This window comes from Micromonospora sp. NPDC051543, from assembly GCF_044454415.1.
Taxonomy (GTDB): Bacteria; Actinomycetota; Actinomycetes; order Mycobacteriales; family Micromonosporaceae; genus Micromonospora.
The window spans coordinates 201,176-220,133 of the sequence record NZ_JBITDT010000010.1 but is presented as its reverse complement, the minus strand read 5'-3'; the positions used below and the strand labels follow the sequence as shown (position 1 = coordinate 220,133).

General features: G+C 68.7%; 23 protein-coding genes and 35 tRNA genes. 8 read left to right on the top strand and 50 right to left on the bottom strand.

Annotated elements, in window-relative coordinates:
- Positions 1–19: 19 nt before the first annotated feature.
- Both ACIA3K_RS20145 and ACIA3K_RS20140 read right to left on the bottom strand, forming a co-directional pair.
- Positions 20–637, bottom strand: coding sequence for a hypothetical protein (locus ACIA3K_RS20145; protein ID WP_396802787.1), 618 nt, complete (start codon positions 635–637; stop codon positions 20–22).
- Between the two features lie 44 nt (positions 638–681).
- Entirely contained in the window at positions 682–1,185 is a 504-nt protein-coding gene (locus ACIA3K_RS20140) for a L,D-transpeptidase (RefSeq protein WP_396802785.1), read from the bottom strand.
- 58 nt (positions 1,186–1,243) lie between these two features.
- Here ACIA3K_RS20140 and ACIA3K_RS20135 point away from each other — a divergent pair, with 58 nt between their 5' ends.
- From ACIA3K_RS20135 to ACIA3K_RS20125, 3 genes are all read left to right on the top strand, one after another.
- Positions 1,244–1,681: a hypothetical protein gene (locus tag ACIA3K_RS20135; RefSeq protein WP_396802783.1), complete on the top strand. Its 438-nt coding sequence runs from the start codon at positions 1,244–1,246 to the stop codon at positions 1,679–1,681.
- A 647-nt stretch (positions 1,682–2,328) separates the two neighbouring features.
- Positions 2,329–3,345: a hypothetical protein gene (locus ACIA3K_RS20130; RefSeq protein WP_396802781.1), complete on the top strand. Its 1,017-nt coding sequence runs from the start codon at positions 2,329–2,331 to the stop codon at positions 3,343–3,345.
- Positions 3,342–3,752, top strand: coding sequence for a hypothetical protein (locus ACIA3K_RS20125; RefSeq protein ID WP_396802780.1), 411 nt, complete (start codon positions 3,342–3,344; stop codon positions 3,750–3,752). Before ACIA3K_RS20130 ends, ACIA3K_RS20125 begins: the two co-directional genes overlap by 4 nt.
- Before the next feature lie 123 nt (positions 3,753–3,875).
- On the opposite strand, the gene ACIA3K_RS20120 is transcribed toward ACIA3K_RS20125, so the two are convergent.
- The 21 genes from ACIA3K_RS20120 to ACIA3K_RS20020 form a co-directional block, all read right to left on the bottom strand.
- Positions 3,876–3,946 (bottom strand) — tRNA-Cys (locus ACIA3K_RS20120).
- A gap of 4 nt (positions 3,947–3,950) precedes the next feature.
- Positions 3,951–4,024, bottom strand: a tRNA-Arg gene (locus ACIA3K_RS20115).
- A gap of 5 nt (positions 4,025–4,029) precedes the next feature.
- Positions 4,030–4,113: transfer RNA gene (locus ACIA3K_RS20110), tRNA-Tyr, on the bottom strand.
- 1 nt (position 4,114) lies between these two features.
- Positions 4,115–4,188: transfer RNA gene (locus ACIA3K_RS20105), tRNA-His, on the bottom strand.
- 20 nt (positions 4,189–4,208) lie between these two features.
- A tRNA-Val gene (locus ACIA3K_RS20100) sits at positions 4,209–4,280 on the bottom strand.
- Position 4,281: 1 nt separating this feature from the next.
- Positions 4,282–4,355 (bottom strand) — tRNA-Asn (locus ACIA3K_RS20095).
- Position 4,356: 1 nt separating this feature from the next.
- Positions 4,357–4,430: transfer RNA gene (locus tag ACIA3K_RS20090), tRNA-Glu, on the bottom strand.
- Between the two features lie 5 nt (positions 4,431–4,435).
- Positions 4,436–4,507 (bottom strand) — tRNA-Val (locus ACIA3K_RS20085).
- Positions 4,508–4,509: 2 nt separating this feature from the next.
- Positions 4,510–4,584, bottom strand: a tRNA-Met gene (locus tag ACIA3K_RS20080).
- A 2-nt stretch (positions 4,585–4,586) separates the two neighbouring features.
- A tRNA-OTHER gene (locus ACIA3K_RS20075) sits at positions 4,587–4,657 on the bottom strand.
- A gap of 6 nt (positions 4,658–4,663) precedes the next feature.
- Positions 4,664–4,738 (bottom strand) — tRNA-Arg (locus tag ACIA3K_RS20070).
- Positions 4,739–4,741: 3 nt separating this feature from the next.
- A tRNA-Lys gene (locus ACIA3K_RS20065) sits at positions 4,742–4,817 on the bottom strand.
- A 1-nt stretch (position 4,818) separates the two neighbouring features.
- Positions 4,819–4,906 (bottom strand) — tRNA-OTHER (locus tag ACIA3K_RS20060).
- Positions 4,907–4,911: 5 nt separating this feature from the next.
- Positions 4,912–4,983, bottom strand: a tRNA-Pro gene (locus tag ACIA3K_RS20055).
- Between the two features lie 5 nt (positions 4,984–4,988).
- Positions 4,989–5,062: transfer RNA gene (locus ACIA3K_RS20050), tRNA-Pro, on the bottom strand.
- A gap of 4 nt (positions 5,063–5,066) precedes the next feature.
- Positions 5,067–5,140 (bottom strand) — tRNA-Arg (locus ACIA3K_RS20045).
- Positions 5,141–5,153: 13 nt separating this feature from the next.
- A tRNA-Ile gene (locus tag ACIA3K_RS20040) sits at positions 5,154–5,226 on the bottom strand.
- 4 nt (positions 5,227–5,230) lie between these two features.
- Positions 5,231–5,317: transfer RNA gene (locus tag ACIA3K_RS20035), tRNA-Ser, on the bottom strand.
- Between the two features lie 5 nt (positions 5,318–5,322).
- Positions 5,323–5,395: transfer RNA gene (locus ACIA3K_RS20030), tRNA-Asp, on the bottom strand.
- Position 5,396: 1 nt separating this feature from the next.
- Positions 5,397–5,472: transfer RNA gene (locus ACIA3K_RS20025), tRNA-Ala, on the bottom strand.
- Between the two features lie 5 nt (positions 5,473–5,477).
- A tRNA-Leu gene (locus ACIA3K_RS20020) sits at positions 5,478–5,553 on the bottom strand.
- A 61-nt stretch (positions 5,554–5,614) separates the two neighbouring features.
- Here ACIA3K_RS20020 and ACIA3K_RS20015 point away from each other — a divergent pair.
- Complete coding sequence (locus tag ACIA3K_RS20015) at positions 5,615–6,013, top strand: hypothetical protein (protein WP_396802778.1); 399 nt, start codon at positions 5,615–5,617, stop codon at positions 6,011–6,013.
- A 3-nt stretch (positions 6,014–6,016) separates the two neighbouring features.
- On the opposite strand, the gene ACIA3K_RS20010 is transcribed toward ACIA3K_RS20015, so the two are convergent.
- From ACIA3K_RS20010 to ACIA3K_RS19895, 24 genes are all read right to left on the bottom strand, one after another.
- Positions 6,017–6,090 (bottom strand) — tRNA-Ile (locus tag ACIA3K_RS20010).
- A gap of 5 nt (positions 6,091–6,095) precedes the next feature.
- Positions 6,096–6,168, bottom strand: a tRNA-Thr gene (locus tag ACIA3K_RS20005).
- Between the two features lie 84 nt (positions 6,169–6,252).
- Positions 6,253–6,486: an AbrB/MazE/SpoVT family DNA-binding domain-containing protein gene (locus ACIA3K_RS20000; protein ID WP_396802962.1), complete on the bottom strand. Its 234-nt coding sequence runs from the start codon at positions 6,484–6,486 to the stop codon at positions 6,253–6,255.
- 61 nt (positions 6,487–6,547) lie between these two features.
- Positions 6,548–6,623, bottom strand: a tRNA-Thr gene (locus ACIA3K_RS19995).
- Position 6,624: 1 nt separating this feature from the next.
- Positions 6,625–6,700, bottom strand: a tRNA-Leu gene (locus ACIA3K_RS19990).
- A 6-nt stretch (positions 6,701–6,706) separates the two neighbouring features.
- Positions 6,707–6,778: transfer RNA gene (locus ACIA3K_RS19985), tRNA-Gln, on the bottom strand.
- 35 nt (positions 6,779–6,813) lie between these two features.
- Positions 6,814–7,257 (bottom strand): HNH endonuclease, encoded by a 444-nt coding sequence (locus ACIA3K_RS19980; protein ID WP_396802776.1) that lies wholly within the window; start codon positions 7,255–7,257, stop codon positions 6,814–6,816.
- A gap of 60 nt (positions 7,258–7,317) precedes the next feature.
- Positions 7,318–7,391 (bottom strand) — tRNA-Gly (locus tag ACIA3K_RS19975).
- A gap of 1 nt (position 7,392) precedes the next feature.
- Positions 7,393–7,468, bottom strand: a tRNA-Thr gene (locus ACIA3K_RS19970).
- A 118-nt stretch (positions 7,469–7,586) separates the two neighbouring features.
- Positions 7,587–7,661 (bottom strand) — tRNA-Leu (locus ACIA3K_RS19965).
- Positions 7,662–7,665: 4 nt separating this feature from the next.
- Positions 7,666–7,738: transfer RNA gene (locus ACIA3K_RS19960), tRNA-Gln, on the bottom strand.
- Between the two features lie 194 nt (positions 7,739–7,932).
- Positions 7,933–8,007: transfer RNA gene (locus tag ACIA3K_RS19955), tRNA-Glu, on the bottom strand.
- A gap of 149 nt (positions 8,008–8,156) precedes the next feature.
- Positions 8,157–8,229, bottom strand: a tRNA-Ala gene (locus ACIA3K_RS19950).
- A 1-nt stretch (position 8,230) separates the two neighbouring features.
- Positions 8,231–8,306 (bottom strand) — tRNA-Pro (locus tag ACIA3K_RS19945).
- A gap of 108 nt (positions 8,307–8,414) precedes the next feature.
- Positions 8,415–8,487, bottom strand: a tRNA-Trp gene (locus ACIA3K_RS19940).
- Positions 8,488–8,560: 73 nt separating this feature from the next.
- On the bottom strand, positions 8,561–8,692 hold the full coding sequence (locus ACIA3K_RS19935; protein ID WP_396802774.1) for a hypothetical protein: 132 nt from the start codon (positions 8,690–8,692) through the stop codon (positions 8,561–8,563).
- Between the two features lie 392 nt (positions 8,693–9,084).
- Positions 9,085–10,107: a cellulose binding domain-containing protein gene (locus tag ACIA3K_RS19930; RefSeq protein WP_396802772.1), complete on the bottom strand. Its 1,023-nt coding sequence runs from the start codon at positions 10,105–10,107 to the stop codon at positions 9,085–9,087.
- Positions 10,108–10,347: 240 nt separating this feature from the next.
- The gene (locus tag ACIA3K_RS19925) at positions 10,348–10,566 is read right to left on the bottom strand and encodes a hypothetical protein (RefSeq protein WP_396802770.1); all 219 of its coding nucleotides are present in this window, start codon (positions 10,564–10,566) and stop codon (positions 10,348–10,350) included.
- Positions 10,567–10,648: 82 nt separating this feature from the next.
- A complete protein-coding gene (locus tag ACIA3K_RS19920) occupies positions 10,649–10,912 on the bottom strand; it encodes a hypothetical protein (RefSeq protein ID WP_396802769.1) in 264 nt (87 codons plus the stop codon).
- On the bottom strand, positions 10,909–11,091 hold the full coding sequence (locus ACIA3K_RS19915; protein ID WP_396802767.1) for a hypothetical protein: 183 nt from the start codon (positions 11,089–11,091) through the stop codon (positions 10,909–10,911). The genes ACIA3K_RS19920 and ACIA3K_RS19915 overlap by 4 nt, the downstream gene beginning before the upstream one ends.
- 134 nt (positions 11,092–11,225) lie before the next feature.
- Positions 11,226–12,422, bottom strand: a complete 1,197-nt coding sequence (locus ACIA3K_RS19910) for a helix-turn-helix domain-containing protein (RefSeq protein WP_396802766.1) — start codon at positions 12,420–12,422, stop codon at positions 11,226–11,228.
- A gap of 326 nt (positions 12,423–12,748) precedes the next feature.
- Positions 12,749–12,937 carry a hypothetical protein gene (locus tag ACIA3K_RS19905; protein ID WP_396802764.1) on the bottom strand — a complete coding sequence of 63 codons (189 nt, stop codon included), beginning with the start codon at positions 12,935–12,937 and terminating at the stop codon, positions 12,749–12,751.
- 348 nt (positions 12,938–13,285) lie between these two features.
- Positions 13,286–13,357, bottom strand: a tRNA-Val gene (locus tag ACIA3K_RS19900).
- 50 nt (positions 13,358–13,407) lie between these two features.
- Positions 13,408–13,965 carry a TIGR02611 family protein gene (locus tag ACIA3K_RS19895; RefSeq protein ID WP_396802762.1) on the bottom strand — a complete coding sequence of 186 codons (558 nt, stop codon included), beginning with the start codon at positions 13,963–13,965 and terminating at the stop codon, positions 13,408–13,410.
- Between the two features lie 294 nt (positions 13,966–14,259).
- Between ACIA3K_RS19895 and ACIA3K_RS19890 the strand changes: the two genes are divergently transcribed.
- On the top strand, positions 14,260–14,691 hold the full coding sequence (locus ACIA3K_RS19890; protein ID WP_007457244.1) for an SsgA family sporulation/cell division regulator: 432 nt from the start codon (positions 14,260–14,262) through the stop codon (positions 14,689–14,691).
- 101 nt (positions 14,692–14,792) lie between these two features.
- On the opposite strand, the gene ACIA3K_RS19885 is transcribed toward ACIA3K_RS19890, so the two are convergent.
- The gene (locus ACIA3K_RS19885) at positions 14,793–15,569 is read right to left on the bottom strand and encodes a glucose 1-dehydrogenase (RefSeq protein ID WP_396802761.1); all 777 of its coding nucleotides are present in this window, start codon (positions 15,567–15,569) and stop codon (positions 14,793–14,795) included.
- 190 nt (positions 15,570–15,759) lie between these two features.
- Here ACIA3K_RS19885 and ACIA3K_RS19880 point away from each other — a divergent pair, with 190 nt between their 5' ends.
- Both ACIA3K_RS19880 and ACIA3K_RS19875 read left to right on the top strand, forming a co-directional pair.
- Positions 15,760–16,734, top strand: coding sequence for a helix-turn-helix domain-containing protein (locus ACIA3K_RS19880; RefSeq protein ID WP_396802759.1), 975 nt, complete (start codon positions 15,760–15,762; stop codon positions 16,732–16,734).
- Between the two features lie 7 nt (positions 16,735–16,741).
- On the top strand, positions 16,742–17,197 hold the full coding sequence (locus tag ACIA3K_RS19875; RefSeq protein WP_030333674.1) for an Rrf2 family transcriptional regulator: 456 nt from the start codon (positions 16,742–16,744) through the stop codon (positions 17,195–17,197).
- 4 nt (positions 17,198–17,201) lie between these two features.
- On the opposite strand, the gene ACIA3K_RS19870 is transcribed toward ACIA3K_RS19875, so the two are convergent.
- Positions 17,202–17,813 carry a malonic semialdehyde reductase gene (locus ACIA3K_RS19870; RefSeq protein WP_396802757.1) on the bottom strand — a complete coding sequence of 204 codons (612 nt, stop codon included), beginning with the start codon at positions 17,811–17,813 and terminating at the stop codon, positions 17,202–17,204.
- Positions 17,810–18,370, bottom strand: a complete 561-nt coding sequence (locus ACIA3K_RS19865; RefSeq protein WP_396802755.1) for a flavin reductase family protein — start codon at positions 18,368–18,370, stop codon at positions 17,810–17,812. The genes ACIA3K_RS19870 and ACIA3K_RS19865 overlap by 4 nt, the downstream gene beginning before the upstream one ends.
- A 310-nt stretch (positions 18,371–18,680) precedes the next feature.
- On the opposite strand from ACIA3K_RS19865, the gene ACIA3K_RS19860 reads away from it, so the two are divergent.
- Entirely contained in the window at positions 18,681–18,860 is a 180-nt protein-coding gene (locus ACIA3K_RS19860; protein WP_355051826.1) for a DUF4236 domain-containing protein, read from the top strand.
- The last annotated feature ends 98 nt before the right edge of the window (positions 18,861–18,958 follow it).

Here is an 18,958-nt window from a genome sequence, read left to right as displayed (position 1 = left end):
TCACTCACTCAACCTTGCGTCAGTCGTCCTCGGTGACTGTGAAGGGCGCATAGCCCTCCCCCACCTCGGTCACCTCAAGGTCGCCGAAGACGAGAGTGATGGCGTGAGCGTTCATCCTGAAGCGGACCTCGTGAAAGGGAATGCCGATCTTGTCAGCCCACGACCGTGCACGCTCGGAGTCCATCACTACCTCCGCACCTGGGTAGAGAGGCTGCCAGCGCACTGCCCACACGAAGCCGTCCAGATCCGGACCGATCTCCCGGTCGGTCAGTCGCTCGTCCAGCGAGCAACGCCAGGTATCAGGGGTCACCGCCGTCTGCACCTCAGCCGCGACGCAGTACTTGAAGAGGTAGCGGAGGTGGACAGGTGGGATGCCGGTACGGGGGTCTGCGGTGACATGGACGATGACTTCGTAATCGCGAATGTAGTCGGTGTACCCGTGATGCACGATCGCGCCGTCGAAGATGTCATCCAACGCCTGGCTGAGCTGGCCGATCTCCACGCCCCGTTCTACCACCCTGGGTTGGATCCAGGCTCCACCCATCTTCGTGATACCGACGACGAGCAACCTGGCTTGCGCATCAGGCAACCAGCTGCCTGCCTGGCAGCTCGCCTCCTCTAGCTCCTCAACTGTCACCCTGACGCCTTGTTCTTGCGGGCGATGCGGGCAGAGCAGGGCGCTCAGTAACGGCCGAGGTTCTGGCTGGGTGCCATCACGATGCGTGGAGAGGCGCCCGGAGCCAGCCACTCCAGTACCCGGAGCAGGTCGGACTGCGTCAACGAGACACAACCGGCGGTAGCGCCGCTCCCCTTGACGTGCAGGAAGATGCCGCTGCCGCGGGCCGGGGTGGCGGCCCTCACCGGGATGTTGTAGTTGATGACCGCGAAGTAGTTGTACTGCGGCACGGTCTGCCACAGCGCCTCGCTGTACCCGCCCGGGTTCGTACCATGGACAAAGCTGTTGTACGTGGGCGAGCTGGGATTCTCATCCCAGTAGTCGTTCGCCACAAGCCGGTGGTAGCTGTACTTGACGCCAGGGTTGCCGTTCACGCCGTACATGGTGGAGCCGATGCCATAGACGCCTGTGGGCGTGGTGGAGACACCCTCCACATGGCTGTCGCTGAACCCCTTGGTGCCGATGCGCGCGCTCATCACCCCGAACTTCGACCGCCACGCGCCGTTCACCTTCTCGAACGTCTCAAGGGACGCGACGCTCGTACCGTAGCCGTCGCTGTGGACGACGATGAGCTGGCGTGTGCTGGCCGGGATCGTGTGTAGCCGGGAGGCGATGTTGCTCTCTGCGGCCGGCGTCGCGGCCTTGCTCGTCGGGGCCCGCGAGGGCGACCGGCTGATAGACGGCTTCGTGGACCGACTCGCCGAAGGCGACGGGGAGCGGCTAGCCGAAGGCGATGAGGAGGGACTTGCGGGGTCAGTCGGTCCGGAGGCGACGGTCACCGAGGTATCGACCGGAGCCGACCCAGCGTTCGCGGCGTCGCTCCGGCGCGGATCTGCGCAGGACGTGAGCCCGAGCCCGCCGAGCAGTGCCACCGCGATGGCACCGAACACAGCCCGCCTGAACGGCGTTAGCATTCCTACTCCCTCAATGGTTCTTGATGTCAGCCAGTCGCCTAGCTGGAAGGCGACCGCGAGCCGGAAGACTCTTGCCGCGTGGTTGGTCTGAGTTCGCAGGTGCGACTCTCGCACACGGCGAGGGGTCGCGCTGTAGATCAACTGAAGCCACTCGTACGGCGTCGTCGGTCTGGCCGGCGTTACAGATGAGGGACCCCGCTCGCCGAATCGAGAGCATCGTCGGCGACCGCGGACGACTCGGGCAGCTTCGGCCACAGCGCTGAACAGGCGAAAGACTGGTTGGCGCAGCTTCCCGCATGGACCGCGACTGACCGTCAGGTCCTGGACGGCTTCGTCGCGGAACGCGACGTCGACAGGTCTGGCACAACCATTTCCGGATAGTGCGCTGCGGCTGCTGCCATGCACCCGGGGTGACTGACGACACGGCGCCGAACTGGTGTAGGCATGATCCAAGAGCGCATGACTGGGGAGGTGGCATGCCGAAGGAACCCGAGATCGTCGGATTGCCTGGGCAGGTCTGGGGCCTGGCGGCCGCGGACCGAGACGGGCCGATCTATCTGACCAGCTACGCCGGCCGCAGCCCGAGCACCCGCAACCTGTACACCACCGTCCTCACCGCGGTCGATTTGAGCGGGAGCCATGCTCTGGCAACGCACATTCGCCGGCCATCCGTTCCCACCCCGCGTCGACGCGGGTGGGACCGTGTGGGTAACCCACCATGACGGTGCCAGCCCACCCGTGTTCACACTCACCAACGTCGACGCCGAGGGCTCTGTGCTGGATGAAGTAACCCCGCAGCAGGAGCCGGGCGAGCACCTGGGAGCTGTCGTTCGGATGCCGGACGGCTTCTGCGTCCTGTGGCTACCGACCGCGCCACGTCAGCGGCTTCCCCAAGGCCGCACCGCGCGCCTGGCTCGCCTCAGCGACACCGGCAGCACCATGTGGTCCACGCCTCTGCCCCTCGAGGCGGTCTCCTTCTCCGGCGTCGTCGAAGCCGGAGAAGCGACCGGATGGCACGTTCAACCCAAGAAAGAGTGGAGGCCATCCACCCTCGAGGCGGATCACTGGCAACCGCTGCTCGTGGCCGGCGACCGCATCCTCGCTGCGATCAGTGACGGAGGCAGCGGCATCGGGAGGTGCACCATCCTCGACACCGACACCGGAAACATCATCTCAACCACAGAGCCCGGCCCCTACCATCACAAGGCCATCGCCGGCCATGGCCGTTTCCTCGTCGGCGCCCAGGGCTACGGAGCGTTCTCCAGCACCCTCTACGGCCCTGACGGCCAGCCGACCCACACGTGGCCCAGCCACGGCCAGATGCTCATCGACCAGCACGGCACGATCCGCGGCCCGGAATCGGAGAACATACTGCCATCCCGGTCACGGTTCCGGGTTCTCAACCCCGACGGATCAATGCGCGACGGCCCGCCTCTGTCCGGCTACTACACCGGCTATCCCGCGCTCGACGCCGACGGCACCGCAGTGTTCTGGCGCGACGGCAAACTCCTGGCCATCGACGCGAACCTGGACCAGCACGAACTGTTCCGCCGCACCGATGACGACCGAAGCGTCATGAGCAGGACCCTTCTCCTGCAGGACGCGACCATCGCTTTCGCACTCGACAACGAGCTGCTCATCTTCCACCACACCGGCCTGGCACCGCTCGCCGGCGGCCCATGGCCCTGTGCCGACGGCAACATCCACGGAAACCCCGTCATCCCAACGGTGGCACCCTCCACCATCTGGCCATGAGCCACGAGCACCACACCTTCCACAACCCTCCGTCGGCAACGCCCGACGATGTGCGGAGGGCTCTCGACCGCAACGACACCGCCGGGGCCACGGATGCCATGGTCGGATCCGCGTTGTACGGCGACGGCGACTGGAGAGCGTCGCAGGAGCTCTACCTGACTCTGCTCGATCACCCTGACCACCAGGTGCAGGCGCTCGCAGCCACCTGCCTCGGGCACCTCGCGAGGGTCTACGGTCAACTCGACGAAGATCGTGTAGTCCCCGCGCTCCGCCGCGTACGCGCCAGACCCCACGTCAGGGGGACTGCCGGTAACGCCCTGGAGGACATCGAGACGTTCTTGCATCCCCGGCGTGCGCGCTGGCGCGGGCGTCTCTGGCGACTCGCACGACCGGGGACCTGGTTCTGACGCAGTTCCGCGCAGCAGTCTTCAGCAGTCACGGGCCCGGTGCGGGCAGGACGTTCAAGCTCACTGGATGCCGCCGATCGGTTCGGCGGCGCGGCGCTCGCTATCCGCAGTGAATGGCAGTCGAGGCCGTGCGGGGAATCGAACCCCGGTGCGCGGTTTTGCAGACCGCTCCCTGACCACTCGGGCACACGACCAGGATGCCCACGGAAGGATTCGAACCTCCGCCAACCCGGCTCCGGAAGCCGGTGCTCTATCCGCTGAGCTACGTGGGCATGCGTGGGAGTGGAGAGATTCGAACTCCCTGAGCGCGAACGCACCGGGGTTACAGCCCGGCCCACCTCACCATCGGTGGCGCACTCCCTTGGGGTGACTGAGCGGAATCGAACCGCCATCACCGGGACCACAACCCGGCGCTCTACCGTTGAGCTACAGCCACAACTGCGGCCCGAAGGCCAGTGCCCGTACCTGGACTCGAACCAGGGCGACCCGGTATGTGGAACCGGTGCTCTGCCGCTGAGCTACACGGGCGTGGCTCCCCTGCCTGGACTCGAACCAAGATCAGCCGATTAACAGCCGGCCGCTCTACCTTTGAGCTACAGGGGAATGGTCGCGCGTGCGGGGCTCGAACCCGCTTCACGGGCTTGAAAGACCCGGGGCCTACCCATAACCGAACGCGCGTTGAGTGCCGCGAGCTGGGATCGAACCAGCGACCTACGCCTTGTCGAGGCGTTGCTCTCCCGCTGAGCTACCGCGACGGGAGCGGGAGCCGGATTCGAACCGGCGGCCTCTGGGTTATGAGCCCAGCGCGCTTCCATGACTGCGCCATCCCGCAAGTGGGCCGCCAGAGGATCGAACTCTGGACACTTCGACAAAAGTCGGCAGCTCTACCACTGAGCTAGCGGCCCTCACGCCCCCCCGGGCAGGACTCGAACCTGCGAGGTCCCGGGTTTAGGAAACCAGCGCTCTATCCGCTGAGCTACCGGGGGATTTGGTACGCCGTACTGGGATCGAACCAGTGACATTCCGATTAAGAGTCGGAAGCTCTGCCAACTGAGCTAACGGCGCATGGCGGGGCGTAAAGGAGTTGAACCCTCGGGCTTTCACCCGGTGCCGGTTTTCGAGACCGGTTGCGGACCTGTTCCGCACTACACCCCATGAGTCGGGTACGAGGGAATTGAACCCCGCCTCCGCGTCCCGAACGCGGCGCTCTCCCAAGCTGAGCTAGTACCCGTTGAGTCGGGACGGCCGGATTCGAACCGACGGCCCTCCGGCCCCCAGCCGGATGCGCTACCAAACTGCGCCACGTCCCGAAAGAGCCCCCGACTGGAATCGAACCAGCGACCTTGACGTTCGTAGCGTCACGCTCTATCCACCTGAGCTACGGGGGCGTTGTGTACTGCGTGCCGACGGGAGGGATCGAACCTCCGGCCCCCGAGTTATCAGCTCGGTGCTCTAACCGCTGAGCTACGACGGCTCGGCGAAGGGTGAGGGATTCGAACCCCCGGCGGTGTGACCCGCTCCGCGCTAGCAACGCGGCGCCATCGACCAGACTCGGCCAACCCTTCATGAGCGCCAACGACGGGGATCGAACCCGCGGCCCCCCGATCGACAGTCGGGTGCTCTAACCACTGAGCTACGTCGGCATGGTGGACCCGACAGGACTCGAACCTGCCACCTCCGCGGTGCAAGAGCGGCGCTCTACCAGATGAGCTACGAGCCCATGCGTACCCGGGGCGGGAGTCGAACCCGCAGAATCTCCGCAGTCTGAGTGCGGCGGCTTTGCCAGTTTGCCCACCCGGGCAGGTGGTGTTGCGTGCCGACGCCCGGTGTCGAACCGGGGGCCATAATTGGTAAAATCAGGTGTGGCACATTCCAATCCCGAGGACCGAAAGCGATACGCGCAGGCCCACTACGCTGCCAACAAGTCAGTCTACAAGGCCCGCGCTGTTGCGTTCAATAAGAAGAACCGCGAGAAGTTGGCGGCTCTCGTCAGGCAGGCCAAGTGCAAGCCATGCGCCGACTGTAATGTGCAGTACCCCCCTTATGTGATGCAGTTCGATCACGTGCGCGGCGAGAAGAGCTTCAATATCGGCGAGTTCGCCGGTCGCAACATCTCCATCGCTCGGATGCTGGCTGAGATGGACTTGTGCGAGGTGGTGTGCGCGAACTGCCACGCCGAGCGCACTCACCGGCGCGGACGACCTCCCCAGCAGGAGTTGCCGCAGAGGAGTCCGATCAACGAAGCCCTCACGTTGTTCTGAGAGTGCCGACGGCGGGAGTCGAGCCCGCGGCCTTCCGGTTATGAGCCGGATGCTCTGACCACCTGAGCTACGTCGGCGAGAGAGCCACCGCCCGGACTTGAACCGGGTGCCTACGTCTTACGAGGACGTCGCTCTGCCAGGTGAGCTACGGCGGCAAGGTGCGGAGCCGGCGACCGGGATCGATCGCCGCAGCCTCGTTGCTCGAATCGTCAACGGGTGCCTGGGGCAGCGCACCTCGGTCACTCGCCGCGCAGCAACTCCATCAACTCATCCGTGGACATGCCCGCGGTGTCCCTGGCGTTGCCGTGGCCGCGCATACCGCGTACGAGGCGTTGCCCCCGCGTATCCGAGCCGTGACGTCGGATGATGCAGAGTTTCCCGCCGTCGTCGACCACGTCGAGTTCGTCACCCTCATGGAGGTTGTGCCGGGCGCGTAGGACCGCAGGGATGGTGACTTGGCCCTTACTGTTCAGCCGCCTGTCCGACCCCCTGTCGCGTACCGCTGATGGTACGCGACCCGCTGCTGAGGTGAAGTGGAGCCTGCGACCGGGATCGAACCGGCGCGCTTCGCCTTACAAGGGCGCTGCTCTGGCCTCTGAGCTACGCCGGCATGGTGCCCTCGGCAGGATTCGAACCTGCCCTTTACGGTCCCTCAGACCGTCGCCTCTACCGCTGGGCCACGAGGGCATTGAGCTGGGAGCAGAGGACTCGAACCTCTACGCACTGGGTCAGAGCCAGCGATGCTGCCGGTTACATCAGCTCCCATCGCGGCCGGCGGGGTGATGGCCCGCCGGCCGGTGTCAGCGCTGCGCCAGCGACCCCCACGCGGGCACGAGAGGGCTGATGCGAAGCACCATGCCGGCCTCGGCCGGGGTCCGGTCGCCCTTGGCCTGGTTGCAGGGCGCGCACGCGCTGACGGTGTTCCGCCAGGTGTTCTGCCCACCGCGCGAGCGGGGCAGGATGTGGTCGACCGTCGCGGCCGGACCGGAGCAGTAACCGCACTGCCGGTTGTCGCGGGCCAGGACACCACCCTTGGACCAGGCGGGGCCCTTCGTGTACCGCCACCGGGTGACGACGTACCGGACCAATCGGACGACCTTCGGCATGGGGAACACGCCCAAGCGCCGATCCGGTTCGGCTTCGTGGATCTCGGCGACCCGCCGGCACAGCATGCGGATCGCGTGGGCGACCGTGACCCGGTGGAGCGGGCCCAGGTCGGCGTTGATGACGAGTACGGCGTCCACCAGGTCCCTCCTTCCGGTCGTGGGTGGTTGGACAAATCCACAGATGCTCTGTCGATTGAGAGCGGCAGGCCGGGTTCGAACCGGCGACCTCGAACGTTGGCAACGTCGCGCTCTACCTGCTGAGCTACAACCGCGTGGAGCCACCGGCGCGAATTGAACGGGCGGCCTTCCCCGTACCAGGGGGACGCTCTCCCATCTGAGCTACGGCGGCATGGGTGCCTCTCCCACTGGGCGGGAACGCACCTTTCGCCCCGGAGGCGATTCATCCCGCTGTGCCGGGTCGGCCGGCCGTACGGTTTCACCGTGGTCATATCGAGGCGTCGCGTACGTGCCCTGCGACGGACTCGAACCGCCATCACACCGGGTTTGAGCCGGCGCCCTCGTGCCAGTTGGGGTAGCAGGGCGAAGCTGAGGGCGCAGGATTCGAACCCGCACCAACCTGAACCAAAATCAGGTGTCCTGCCAGTTAGACCAGCCCCCATAGCATGAACAGGCAGGTACTCCGGGGCGGTGACCTTCTACGCCGACCCGGGGAGTTACCCCGCGCCGGCCGTAGACCAGGCTGCGCAACCCGGCCTCTGGTTTCGCGGCGTCCACCGCCCCACTCCCTGCCCGGAGCGGTACCGGGGACTCGAACCCCGCCGGCCAGATGAGCTAGTACCGCGAGATCGTGCGCAGGCCGTGTCGGGCTCGAACCGACGATCTCCTGGCTGAGGACCAGGTGAGCTTTGCCATCAGCTCCAACGACCCATGAAGTCGGTGGGGAGCCTCGCCCCCGGGCATTTCCCTACCAACGTGCCCACCCCCCGACCTGAACGGAGTCCTCGGCGGACTACCAGTTACGCCAGGTGGGCAAGTTCTTGCGGGTGTGCCCACGTATTCGCAGCACACCCTGTGCGTGGAGTCGGAGGGGTTCGAACCCCCGGCCTTCGGTCTGCCAGACCGGTGCTCTACCAACTGAGCTACAACCCCATGGTCCGGGACCGGGGTGTCGAACCCCGTGTCTCTCGCTCCCAAAGCGAGCGGGTCAGCCGTCTCCCTCGTCCCGGAGGTGATGCCCCCGGCCGGCCCGTGCAGGCGCCGGCCGGGGTCTTGCTCATGCCATTCACTGTGGAATTAAGAATCAACAACGCCACCGACCGAAGCCGGGACGAAAGCAGGGGCGACAGGACTCGAACCTGCGACCTTCGGTTTTGGAGACCGGTGCTCTACCAGTTGAGCTACGCCCCTATGAAGTTGTTCCAGTAACGAAAAAGCCGCCCTGTCCCTGTCGGGGTGGGCGGCTTCGCAGCTTGCGCTGGCGCTATTCGCGCCGCCACCCCGGCTTCCAGTTCTGCTCACTCGCGCACAGATCGTGGGCCCGCCCGATCGGGAGCAGCACGACACCGCCGCGCGGCATGAGCCGCGTGGTTCCGGTGTAGGCGTACTGCGACACGGGGAGCTCCTCTGGTGGATCGGTTTGACCTTGCTCATTCAAGGTAGGCGCGCTGCCCGGGGTTGGCAACGGATATTCCGAAGCCACATTCACGTGTCCCACAGCCGGCGGTGATCAGTCGTTCGGGTGAGCGTCCGATGAGGACGATGTGTACGCGACCGGCAACGCCGGCTGACACCGATCGCAGGGGCGGTAGTTCAGCCCGCCCTGCGGGCCACGCCAGCCGGCGGGTCCGAGCCCGGAGCCAGCCGTGCTGCCCCCAACGTGAGCAGCGCGTACGGCAAGCCACCCAGATGGCCTCGTCGAATTGGCCCAGAGCGCCGTGCCGACTCGCAGACGTATCGACGGCCAGTGGAAGGACCTTGGTCAGCCCTTAACGGAGGGCCGAGGCGTTAACGGATGGTGAAGGTCAGCGGGTTCGAGATGCCGATGCCGCCGTGGGAATCATGGACCCGTACGGTGAAGGTGGACGACGTGCCGGCCGACAGGGCCGTCTGGAACTGGTAGCGCTGTCCGCTGTTGGTCGGCGTCGCGGCCAGCCGGGTTGCGCCGAGGTAAAGCTCCACCCGGCTGACGAGGTCCCCGGGATCGGTGTCGGCGACGTCGGCGACCAGCGTGACGGTCGTCGGCTCGAGGAAGTAGGTCTGCCCGCCGGGGGTGCTCAACGCCACCGCCGGCGGGTGGTTGGTGCCGGTGGACGGCGGCGTCACCACCGTGACCAGCAACGGCGGCGCAGCGCCAGGCAGCGACTGGTCGGTGCCGGCCGAGACGTACAGCACGAAGGTGGTGCTGGTGCCGGGCTCCCCGATCGGTGGTGTCCACAGCGCCTCGTACCGGTCACCGGTCGTCCTCACCCCCGGGGCCACCGTGACGCCGTCCACCCGGAACGACACCGAGGTGATGCTGTGTCCGCCTCCCACGGTCGCGGTCGCCGCCAGCGGGACGGGTCCCGGTGCGGTGTACACCGCGCCGGCGGTCGGGCTGAGCCAGGTGACGATCGCTGGGTAGTCAGCGACCGGCGGTGTGGGCGTCCGGGTCGGCGTCACGCTGGGTAGGACGCCGCCGGTGCACGTGACGCCGTTGAGCGTGAACGACGCCGGTATCGGATTGCTGCCTGACCAGGATCCAACGAAACCGATGTTCGCGGAGCCATTGGTGCCCAGGGTCGCGTTCCAGCCCAGATTGGTCGCGCTGACCTGCTGGCCCGCCTGGGCCCAGGTGGCGCTCCAGGTTTGCGTGAGCCGCTGGTCGACTGCAGGGAACGCGAACCGCAGCGTCCACCCGTTGACTAGGTCACCCAAGTTGGTGACCGCGATGTCGGCGTGGAAGCCACCGGTCCACTGGCTGGTGACGACGTAGTTCACCCGACACCCGGCCGCCGCGTTCGCCGCACTGGCGTGTGAGATGGCGGCCATCATCGCGACCATGGAAACAGCGATGGCGGCCACAGCAGTCAGCGACTTCCGCATGGCACACCTCGCCGTAGATAGTAGACCGTCTATGAATATCTCGACTGTCCTGCTGCTCCACCTACCTGTCAAGGCACGCACGGCAGTCCTGCCGCCGGCAGGACAGGTCGTAGTCCGGGTCCGGCGGGATCCACTTGTGCGAGCCGTCGCTGTGGTGGAACTTCCCGTCGCCGGGCCGCAGGATGCTCACCGGAGCCAGCCGAGGAAGCGTCTGTGCAGCGCACCCGCCGGCACCCAGGTGAGGTCCTGGGAGGCCCGCGCCAGCTGGGCACCCAGGTAGATGGCCAGGGAGATCGGAGCGCCGTCGAACTCGGCGCGCAGCTCGCGCTGTCGCGTGCGGCAGGGCCAGGGCGCATCGCAGCCGCCGCAACTCCAGATCGGCAGCACCGGGCCGTGCGTGGTCATGCGCGACCTCCGAGCAGCGCCGCCGCCAGGGACCGCGCCCGCCGACTGGTCCCCGAGGCCGCCTGCCAGCATGGGTACGCCGTCACGGCCGCTGCCCTGCGGCGGCGGCCAGGACGTCGACGCTGACCAGCACCTCGAAGCACCATGGGACCGCGCAGTCCGCCGTGGGCCAGCTGCAGTCCGGGCCGTGGCCGTACACCCACGCGAACCGCGGGTCGTGGGACGCGTGGACCTTGACGATGACGATGTCGTGGCTGGTCTGGCCCTCGATGCCGGGGCTGGACTGCCACTGGCCGGGCCGCACCGACACCCGCGCGCCGGGCTCGGGCATCTGCCGGCCGCTCATCGGACCGGCCCACCGGGGCGGCTGGCGCGGCGGTGCGCCTGCGTCATGATCCGGGCGCTGGCCAGGAGCCGCCGCTTGGCCGCTTCCTGCTCGACGGCCTGAATGCGCTGGCCGGTACCGGGCGGTACGGGCGGCGGGGCGGGCGTAAGCAGCCGCCGCAGCCTCTGGACGATGTGCACAGTGTCGCCTCCCCAGGTCAGGGGCGCGACGATCTTCGCGACAACGCTGCAGTTGATCCGCGCCCGACTCAGTAACCCGGGACGCTATGTACGACCACGCAACGCGATGGGGACAGACCGTCCCCCTCGCACGGTTACCCCTCGACGCCGATGGCGAGCGCCAGCTCGCGCGCGTCCTCTCCGACAGTCCCGGGACGCGAGGACAGCTCGAACGCGGCGCTCCGCGAATACGGGTTGTGCCGGACCGTGTCGACGCTCTCGCGTAGCGCGCGGCCGAGCAGGTGCACAGCGGCTACTTCCTCGCGCCGCAGCAGGTGAGCGCGGGCCGCGTCGATCAGGTGACCAGCGCGGCGGGTACGCGAGGGAAGCGCGCTGTAGTTCGTCGAGTCGGCTCGCCGAACGGCCTCCCCCGCGTGGCACAGGTCCGTCTCCAACGTCACCGCGTACGCAGCGCAGGCGGCCGGACCGAACATGAGCCACGGGTGGGCATAGCCGGCTCCAAGGCGGCCAGCGGCGGCGTCAGCGGCGTCCCACGCGCGCCACGCCTGCCCGGCGCGGCCGGCCTTCGCGTGACCGAGCGCGCGCCCCAGTTGAAGCTGGGCCCACCGCGCGTACGGTTCTGCTCCCGCCTCCCTGTCAACGAGCCGCTCGGCGTCGACGAGCACCAGCTCGGCCGCGTCGACTTGGTTCGCCGACCGGTAGACGTGCGCGTAGTACCACGCCGCCGCAGCGATCGCGTTCGGGTCGTCGGCGTCCTGCGCGGCGCCCATGGCGCGGTCAGCGGCCAGCCACACCAGCTCCGGGTAAGGCTGGTGAGCGACGTACAACTGCGCCAGGTGGTAGACGCGTGCCAGCTCGACCAGCGCTGCCCGTCGCTCGGTGCCTTCGAGTCGTCTCACCGAGCGGCCGGCGTCGTCGAGCAGGCCGGGCAACACCACGGCCACGGCGGTCCGTTCGGTGCTGGACTGGTGCCACAGCGTCCACGCCTGGTTGACCAGACCGCGCAGGACGCCTACGGGCGTCGGCTCCCCGGCAGGCACCGTGGTGCGCTGCATGGCGGCGGCGACGTTGTCGACCCCCGGGTGCCCGGCCCGGGTCACCGACGCGACCGGCAGGGACTGGTCGCCGGTCAGCTCGGCCAGGTCCGAGACGTCGAGGACCTCGGCCAGGCGCAGCAGCATGGGCAGGCGCGGCGTGAGCAGCCGCCCGGACTCCAACGCCTTGACCCAGTCGGCGCTTCGACCGACCAGGCCACCGAGGACAACGCGCGTCTTCCCCGCTCGTTCGCGGTGGGCGCGTAGGCGGGCACCGAATGATGTTGGCTCGGTCATGGCCGCTCCCAGGTGAAGGACTGGGCGGCGGCACCGCCGGCCTCTACACCAGCGGGGCCGCCATGTCCGACCGTACCGCAGCAGTGGCTGCCTGGGGTTGCCTGCGGTATTCAGAGCAGCGGGGTACCCCACTGTGGGCACCGACCCGCAATGGCTCAGCTACTTCGACGAGGCGTATCTGTCGGCCAAGTTCTCCCCAACGGGCCGGTCGCCGTGTCCACCTTCGCCTTACGCCTTCACGCGACGGCTTCCACATGACGTGCGCACGCCCACCGAGCGGAGGAGGTCCGCGCTCTGCATTCCGGCGTACCGATGCAAAGGAAGCACTATCGAGCCTTCGATGCGTCTTCTTCACGCCAGATGGAGATGACGTGCGAGTCGCCGTACTCCTCGACCACGCCGGTCCTCGCCTCATCGAGGGATCTGGCAAGAACGCGCAGGCGAACACCAGGCTTGTCTTCGATCCAGATGATACCGACGTACTCCCGTATCGGTTGCGTCTCGGCGGCGTTCACGGGGCGCTCCTACGGGTTGTTTCGTCGAAGATGTGGATCAGTGGCACCAGGGCATGATCTCCTGGCCAGACCTGTTACGCATCCATTGTCGCCGAGGCCCATTGGGATCACGGCGGGTTGACGTGTCGGTACCCGGTGCCACTCTGTCGCTCGTCGAGCACACCAGCGCGGCCTTCCTGCCAGATCGCTGGACTCGACTTCGAAGATGCTGAGCGGCCTTCCTGCCGCTGATGCGGGCCACGTCCCGCCGGCTCCCGATCGCGAACTGCTGTACAAGACTGCTGTGCGACAGCAGAAAGGCCACCTCCCGAATCCGGGAAGCGGCCTCTGATCTGCAGGAACTGAGAGTGGGCGATGCTGGTATCGAACCAGCGACCTCTTCGGTGTGAACGAAGCGCTCTCCCACTGAGCTAATCGCCCTCAGCGCCGTTGACTCTACCCGATCGTGGAACCAGACCAAAAATCCGGGGTCAGCGCGCCGCGAGGTACTGCCTCGCCTCGGCCACCACGTCGACGCCGAGGCTGAGCTTGAGGGAGAGCCAGACCACCGCTGCGACGAAGACCAGGCCGACGGCGCCGAGGACGAAGCGCAGTGGCAGTGACTGCCGTCTCACCCAGCGTGTCCAGCCGTGGACGTGTCGGCGGGTGAAGCCGAGCAGTCGGCGGGCCCAGTGGAATTCGACGGCCCAGATGCCGAGGCCGGCGATGACCAGCAGCCAGCCGGGCCCGGGCAGCGGGATGAGGGCGATGCCGATGGTGACCACCAACGCGCCGGCGATCGCGATGAAGATCTTGAGGGCGATCCGGCCGGTGGGGTTGGCCCGGATCAGGTCGAGCGTGGTCGAGATCCGCTGTCGCCAGTGCGGGCGGCGCGAGGGCTCGCCGACGACGAGGACGCCACCGGGACGGCCCGGCTCGGGCGTCGACCGTCCGGGTCGCTCGGGCTGCTCCATCGGCACGTCGTACCCCCGCTTTTCGGTTGCTCGGACCGCGACGTTCGGCGGGCCCGGCGCGGTCACCGGATCCACTGAGGATCGGTTCGTGACCATTTCACCCCCCAGTGTCGCTCGGGCCCGTCACTGCAACGGCCGACTGGACGTTACCGGAGTAAGTCGACGACTGAGCCACCCGACGCCGGGCGGCATCACACACTGGGCAGAACCGGAAATCCTACATGAATGTTCACATTCACGAGGCGCTTCCGTCCCCCTTCCCACCACTGGGTGAAGTCAGCGTATGGCGGAGCGTAGCCAGGAGTAGCACCTGAGTATGGGAAAAGCGGGACACGCGCGTTCCGCAGCGGTGCCGGGGGGAGAACGTCCATGAGTGTCATCCGACCGACGACCGTAGAGGTCGAGACGTCGCTAAGGCTCGTCGCGCCTGACGCCACCGCCTTGCCGGTGCGTGCCAGTCTGCGTTACGACCCTGCTGACCCGTATGCGGTCCATGTCCTGTTCCACGCCGAATCGGCCGGTGGGGAGGCGGTGAGCTGGTCGTTCGCTCGCGAACTGCTGGTCACCGGCCTGGACGAGCCGGCCGGCATCGGGGATGTGCGGGTCTGGCCCTGGGCCACACCGCGCGGCGACTTCGTCGCGCTGGCCCTCTCGTCACCGGATGGCAACGCCCTCTTCGAGGTGCCGCGCAGCGTCCTGGTGCGATTCCTTCGACGGACGTACGTCGTCGTCCCGCGCGGCCGGGAGGCCGAGCACCTGGACGTCGACACTGCGGTGAACCGGCTGCTCGCCGGCCGCTGACAAGAGCAACACCGGGGCCGCGCGGATCTGCCGAGTCCGCGCGGCCCCGGCACACCCACCCCAGGGGGTACGACCACAGCCCGACCCGGGTTGGCCCGTGCTCAGCCGTGCGTGGTGATGCCGCCGTCGACGGGGATGACCGCGCCGGTCAGGTACGCGCCGGCCCGCGACGACAGGTAGATGGCGGTGCCGGCCATGTCCTCGGGGCGGCCGATGCGGCCCAGCGGCACCTGCTGCTCGATGGCGGAGCGGCTGGCCGGGTCGTCGAGCGCGAACGCCATCATCTTGCTCTCGAACGGGCCGGGCGCGATCGCGTTGACGGTGATCTGCTCACCGGCGAGCTGGTGGGCGAGGCTGCGGGTGAGCATGTGCACGGCGGCCTTGGTGGCCGAGTACGCGTACACCTCCATGAACGGCACCCGGATGCCGTCGATGGACCCGATGTTGATCACGCGGGCCGGGTCGTCGGCGCTGGCGGCGGCGCGCAGCGCCGGCAGCAGCGCGGTGGTGAGCCGGAAGACGGCCTTGACGTTGACCGCCCAGAGCTTGTCGAACGCGGCCTCCGGGTAGTTCTCCAGCGGCGCGCCCCAGGTGGCGCCGGCGTTGTTGACCAGCACGTCGAGGCGATCGACGCGCTCGCGTACGGCGGCGGCGAGGGCCTGCGCGCCGTCGTCGGCGCTCAGGTCGGCGGGGATGGCCTCGCACCGGCCCTCGGCGGAGAGTTCGTCGGCGACCTGCTCGCAGACGTCCGCCTTGCGGGACGAGATGATCACGCGGGCGCCGGCCCGGACGAAGCCCTGGGCGATCATCAGTCCGATTCCCCGGGACCCGCCGGTGACCAGGACCGTCTTGTCTTCGACCGAGAACAGCTCCGTCATAGGAATCCCATCGCGAGTCGGCGTGATCCGTCGTCCGGTGAGCGGCCGGCGGGGCACCGGGCGGACCGGGCCCGGACGGCACTACCGCCGGGTAACGTAGCCCGGCCGTGGGGACCACGACAAGCCGGGACGTCGCCGCGTGCTCCGGTCGGGATGCGGTGACCTGCGGTTCGGGCTACCGTCGCAGGCGATGGTCTCCACCGATCCCTCCCCCGCGCCATCGATCGGAACGGCATCACCCGTACCCGACGAGATCTCCACGTTCGCGCTGGCCGACCTGGCCGGTGACCCCGGCTGGCGGCGGCCGGTGTTCGTCGAACGGGAGCTGCTGATCCTCACGACCCGTGGCCACGGCGACGCCGAGCTGGATTTCCACCTCCTGCCGTGCCGACCCGGCACGCTGCTGCGGGTCCGCGCCGGTCAGGTGCTGCGCTGCGCCGGCCCCCAGTTCGACGCGTCGGTGGTCGGCTGGACCGCCGACGCCCTGCACGGCCTGGCCGTCGACGAGGACGCGGCGCCGACCTGGCGGCAGTTGGCCGGCGAGGACGAGGACGCGGTGATCAACGAGGTGAGCCAGTTGGCGGTGGACTGCCAGCGGCACGGTGACGGCCCGGCCGGCCGCGCGCTGCTGCGGCACCAGCTCGCCGTGCTGCTGCTGCGGTTGGCGCTGCCCGACGCGGACCCGGCCGGGCAGCGTAACGAGGCCGAGACGTTCCAGCGGTTCTCCCGGGAGGTGGAGCACGGCTACCAGGTGTCCCGGCGGGTCGAGGACTACGCCGCCGCGCTCGGCTGCTCGGTGCGTACCCTGACCCGGGCCTGCCTGGCCGTCACCGGCCGCAGCGCCAAGCAGGTCATCGACGAGCGGGTGGCGTTGCAGGCCGCCCGACTGCTCGCGGCGAGCGACGAACCGATCGCGCAGATCGGCCGGGGGCTCGGCTTCTCCGAACCGACCAACTTCGGCCGGTTCTTCACCCGGGAGATCGGGGTCAGCCCCGGCGCGTTCCGGGCCGCCCGCGACCAGCCGGCCGGCGGCCGGGTCGTCCGACCCCGACCACCGGTCGAGCCGACGGGCGCCAACGGGGGGCGGTTCCGCTCCGGCGCACCCGGCGGTCCCGGCAACTCGGGCCGGCCCGGTGGCCCAGGTATCCCGAGCGGGCGGGCATGATGACGGGGTGCAGATCTCCGCGCGCGGCGACTACGCGGTACGTGCGGCGCTGAGCCTCGCGACCGCGTACCCCTCGCTGCTGTCCACCCAGGCCATCGCGGCGGAGCAGGACATGCCCCGCAAGTTCCTGGAGGCGGTCCTGGCGGATCTGCGCCGGGCCGGTATCGTCCGCGCGCAACGCGGCGCGGAGGGCGGTTACACCCTGGCCCGTCCACCTCGCGAGGTGACCGTCGGCGCGGTGTTGCGCGCGGTGGAGGGCCCGCTCGCGGGCGTACGCGGCCTGCGCCCGGAGGAGACCCGCTACGAGGGTTCGGCGGAGAACCTGCCCGGCCTGTGGGTGGCGGTGCGCGCCGCGGTACGACGGGTGGTCGACGAGGTGAGCCTCGCCGAGATCGTCAGCGGCCGGCTGCCCGCGCACGTCCGCAAGCTCACCGCGCTGCCCGACGCGTGGGAGCCACGCTGACGCCTCACAGGGCGCGCACCACCTCGTCGGTGTCGAGTCGGGGCAGCCGGTCGCCCCAGGCGTCCGGACCGGGGTGGCCGACGTTCACCAGCAGCAGCGCCTCGTGCCGGCCGTCGGGAAAGAACTCCCGGGTCACCCCGGCGGCGTCGAACCCGGCCATCGGGCCGGCGGCGAGCCCCGCCGCGCGTATCCCCAGCAGCAGGTAGCCGATCTGGAGGGTGGCGCTGAATCGGGCCTGCTCCGCGCGGGCCGTCCGATCACCCAGCCACTCCCGGGCCTGCGGTCGGTGCGGGTACAGCTCGGGCAGCCGCTCGTGGAAGTCCACGTCGGCGGCGAGCACCGCCGCCAGCGGCGCGGCAGCCGTCTTCGCCCGGTTGCTCGACGACATGTACGGCAGCAGCCGGGCCCGGGCCTGCGGCGAGCGCAGCAGCAGCACCCGCAGCGGCTGGCCGTTGTACGCGGTCGGCCCGTACCGGATCAGATCGTGGATCGCGGCCACCTGGGCGTCGGTGACCGGCTCGTCGGTGAACGTGTTGGCGGTGCGGGCCGCCCGGAACAGCAGGTCCTGGGCGGCCCGGTCCAACACGAGCGGGTCGGCCGTGACGGGCGCGCTCACCCGCCGGCCGGCGTGGTGTAGCCGCCCCGGTGGTGCACCAGCGGTGGACCGTCGCCGCCGTCGCCCAGGGCGAGCGGTTCGGCGATGACCAGGGTGTGGTCGCCGACCGGGACGCGGTGCACCACCCGGCAGAACAGTCGGGCCAGCGCCCCGGTCAGCAGTGGCACCCCGAACGGCCCGGCCGTCCAGTCCGGGTAGGCCGCGAACCGGTCGATGCCGCGGGTGGCGAAGACGGCGGCCGCCTCCCGCTGCCCGGCGGCGAGCAGGTGGACCGCGACGTGTTCGGCACGGGCCAGCACCGGCCAGCTCGACGACTCCGTGCCGAGGCAGAACGAGACGAGCGGCGGTTCCAGTGAAACCGAGGTGAACGAGGTGGCGGTGAATCCGGCCCGGATCGGCTGGCCGATCCCGCCCAGGCACGCCGGGTCGGTGGACCGGGCCACGGCGGTGACCACGGTGACGCTGGTGGCCTGCCGGCGCAGCAGCGCGCGGAACAGGTCCCGGTCCACCGGTCGCAGGTCGGTCGCGTCCGTCGTCGGACGCTCCACGGTGGTCACGCCGGCACCGGGGCCGGCGCGGCGTGGGCGATGAGGGGAAGCTCAGTCCGCGGCAACATGAAACCCATGCTGCCGACGGCGCGAACGGCCGGTCAACGGTCTTCCAGAAGATGAGACTTGCATCGCCGACGATGTTACGGAGCACCTTCAGCAGCGTTTACCGCAGCGCAACACCCATCTGGTGGATAGGAATTCGTGCGTCGTGGCGGCACACCGTCCACCCGGGACGACGAGGGGGTTTCAGAATTCGCCCGTCCGGGAATGTTCGATCCCAACACGGCAGGGAACGGTTGACGAGGGGAGTGCTCCGATGGGCCTCATGTTTCGCAAGCGCAAGAAGATCGGTCCGCTGATCCTGAACTTCACCGAGAACGGCTTCTCCTCGTGGAGCATCAAGATCGGACGTTGGTCCTGGAACTCGAAGGCTCGGGCACACCGCGTCGACCTGCCGGGACCGCTGTCCTGGAAGCAGGACAAGGCCCGGTCGTAACGACCCGGGAGTCGAGGGGGGGGGGGGGGGGGGGTGCGGCGCCCCCCGGCGGGGGGGCGCCCCCCCCCCCCCCCCACCCCGCGCTGATAGTAGTTAGG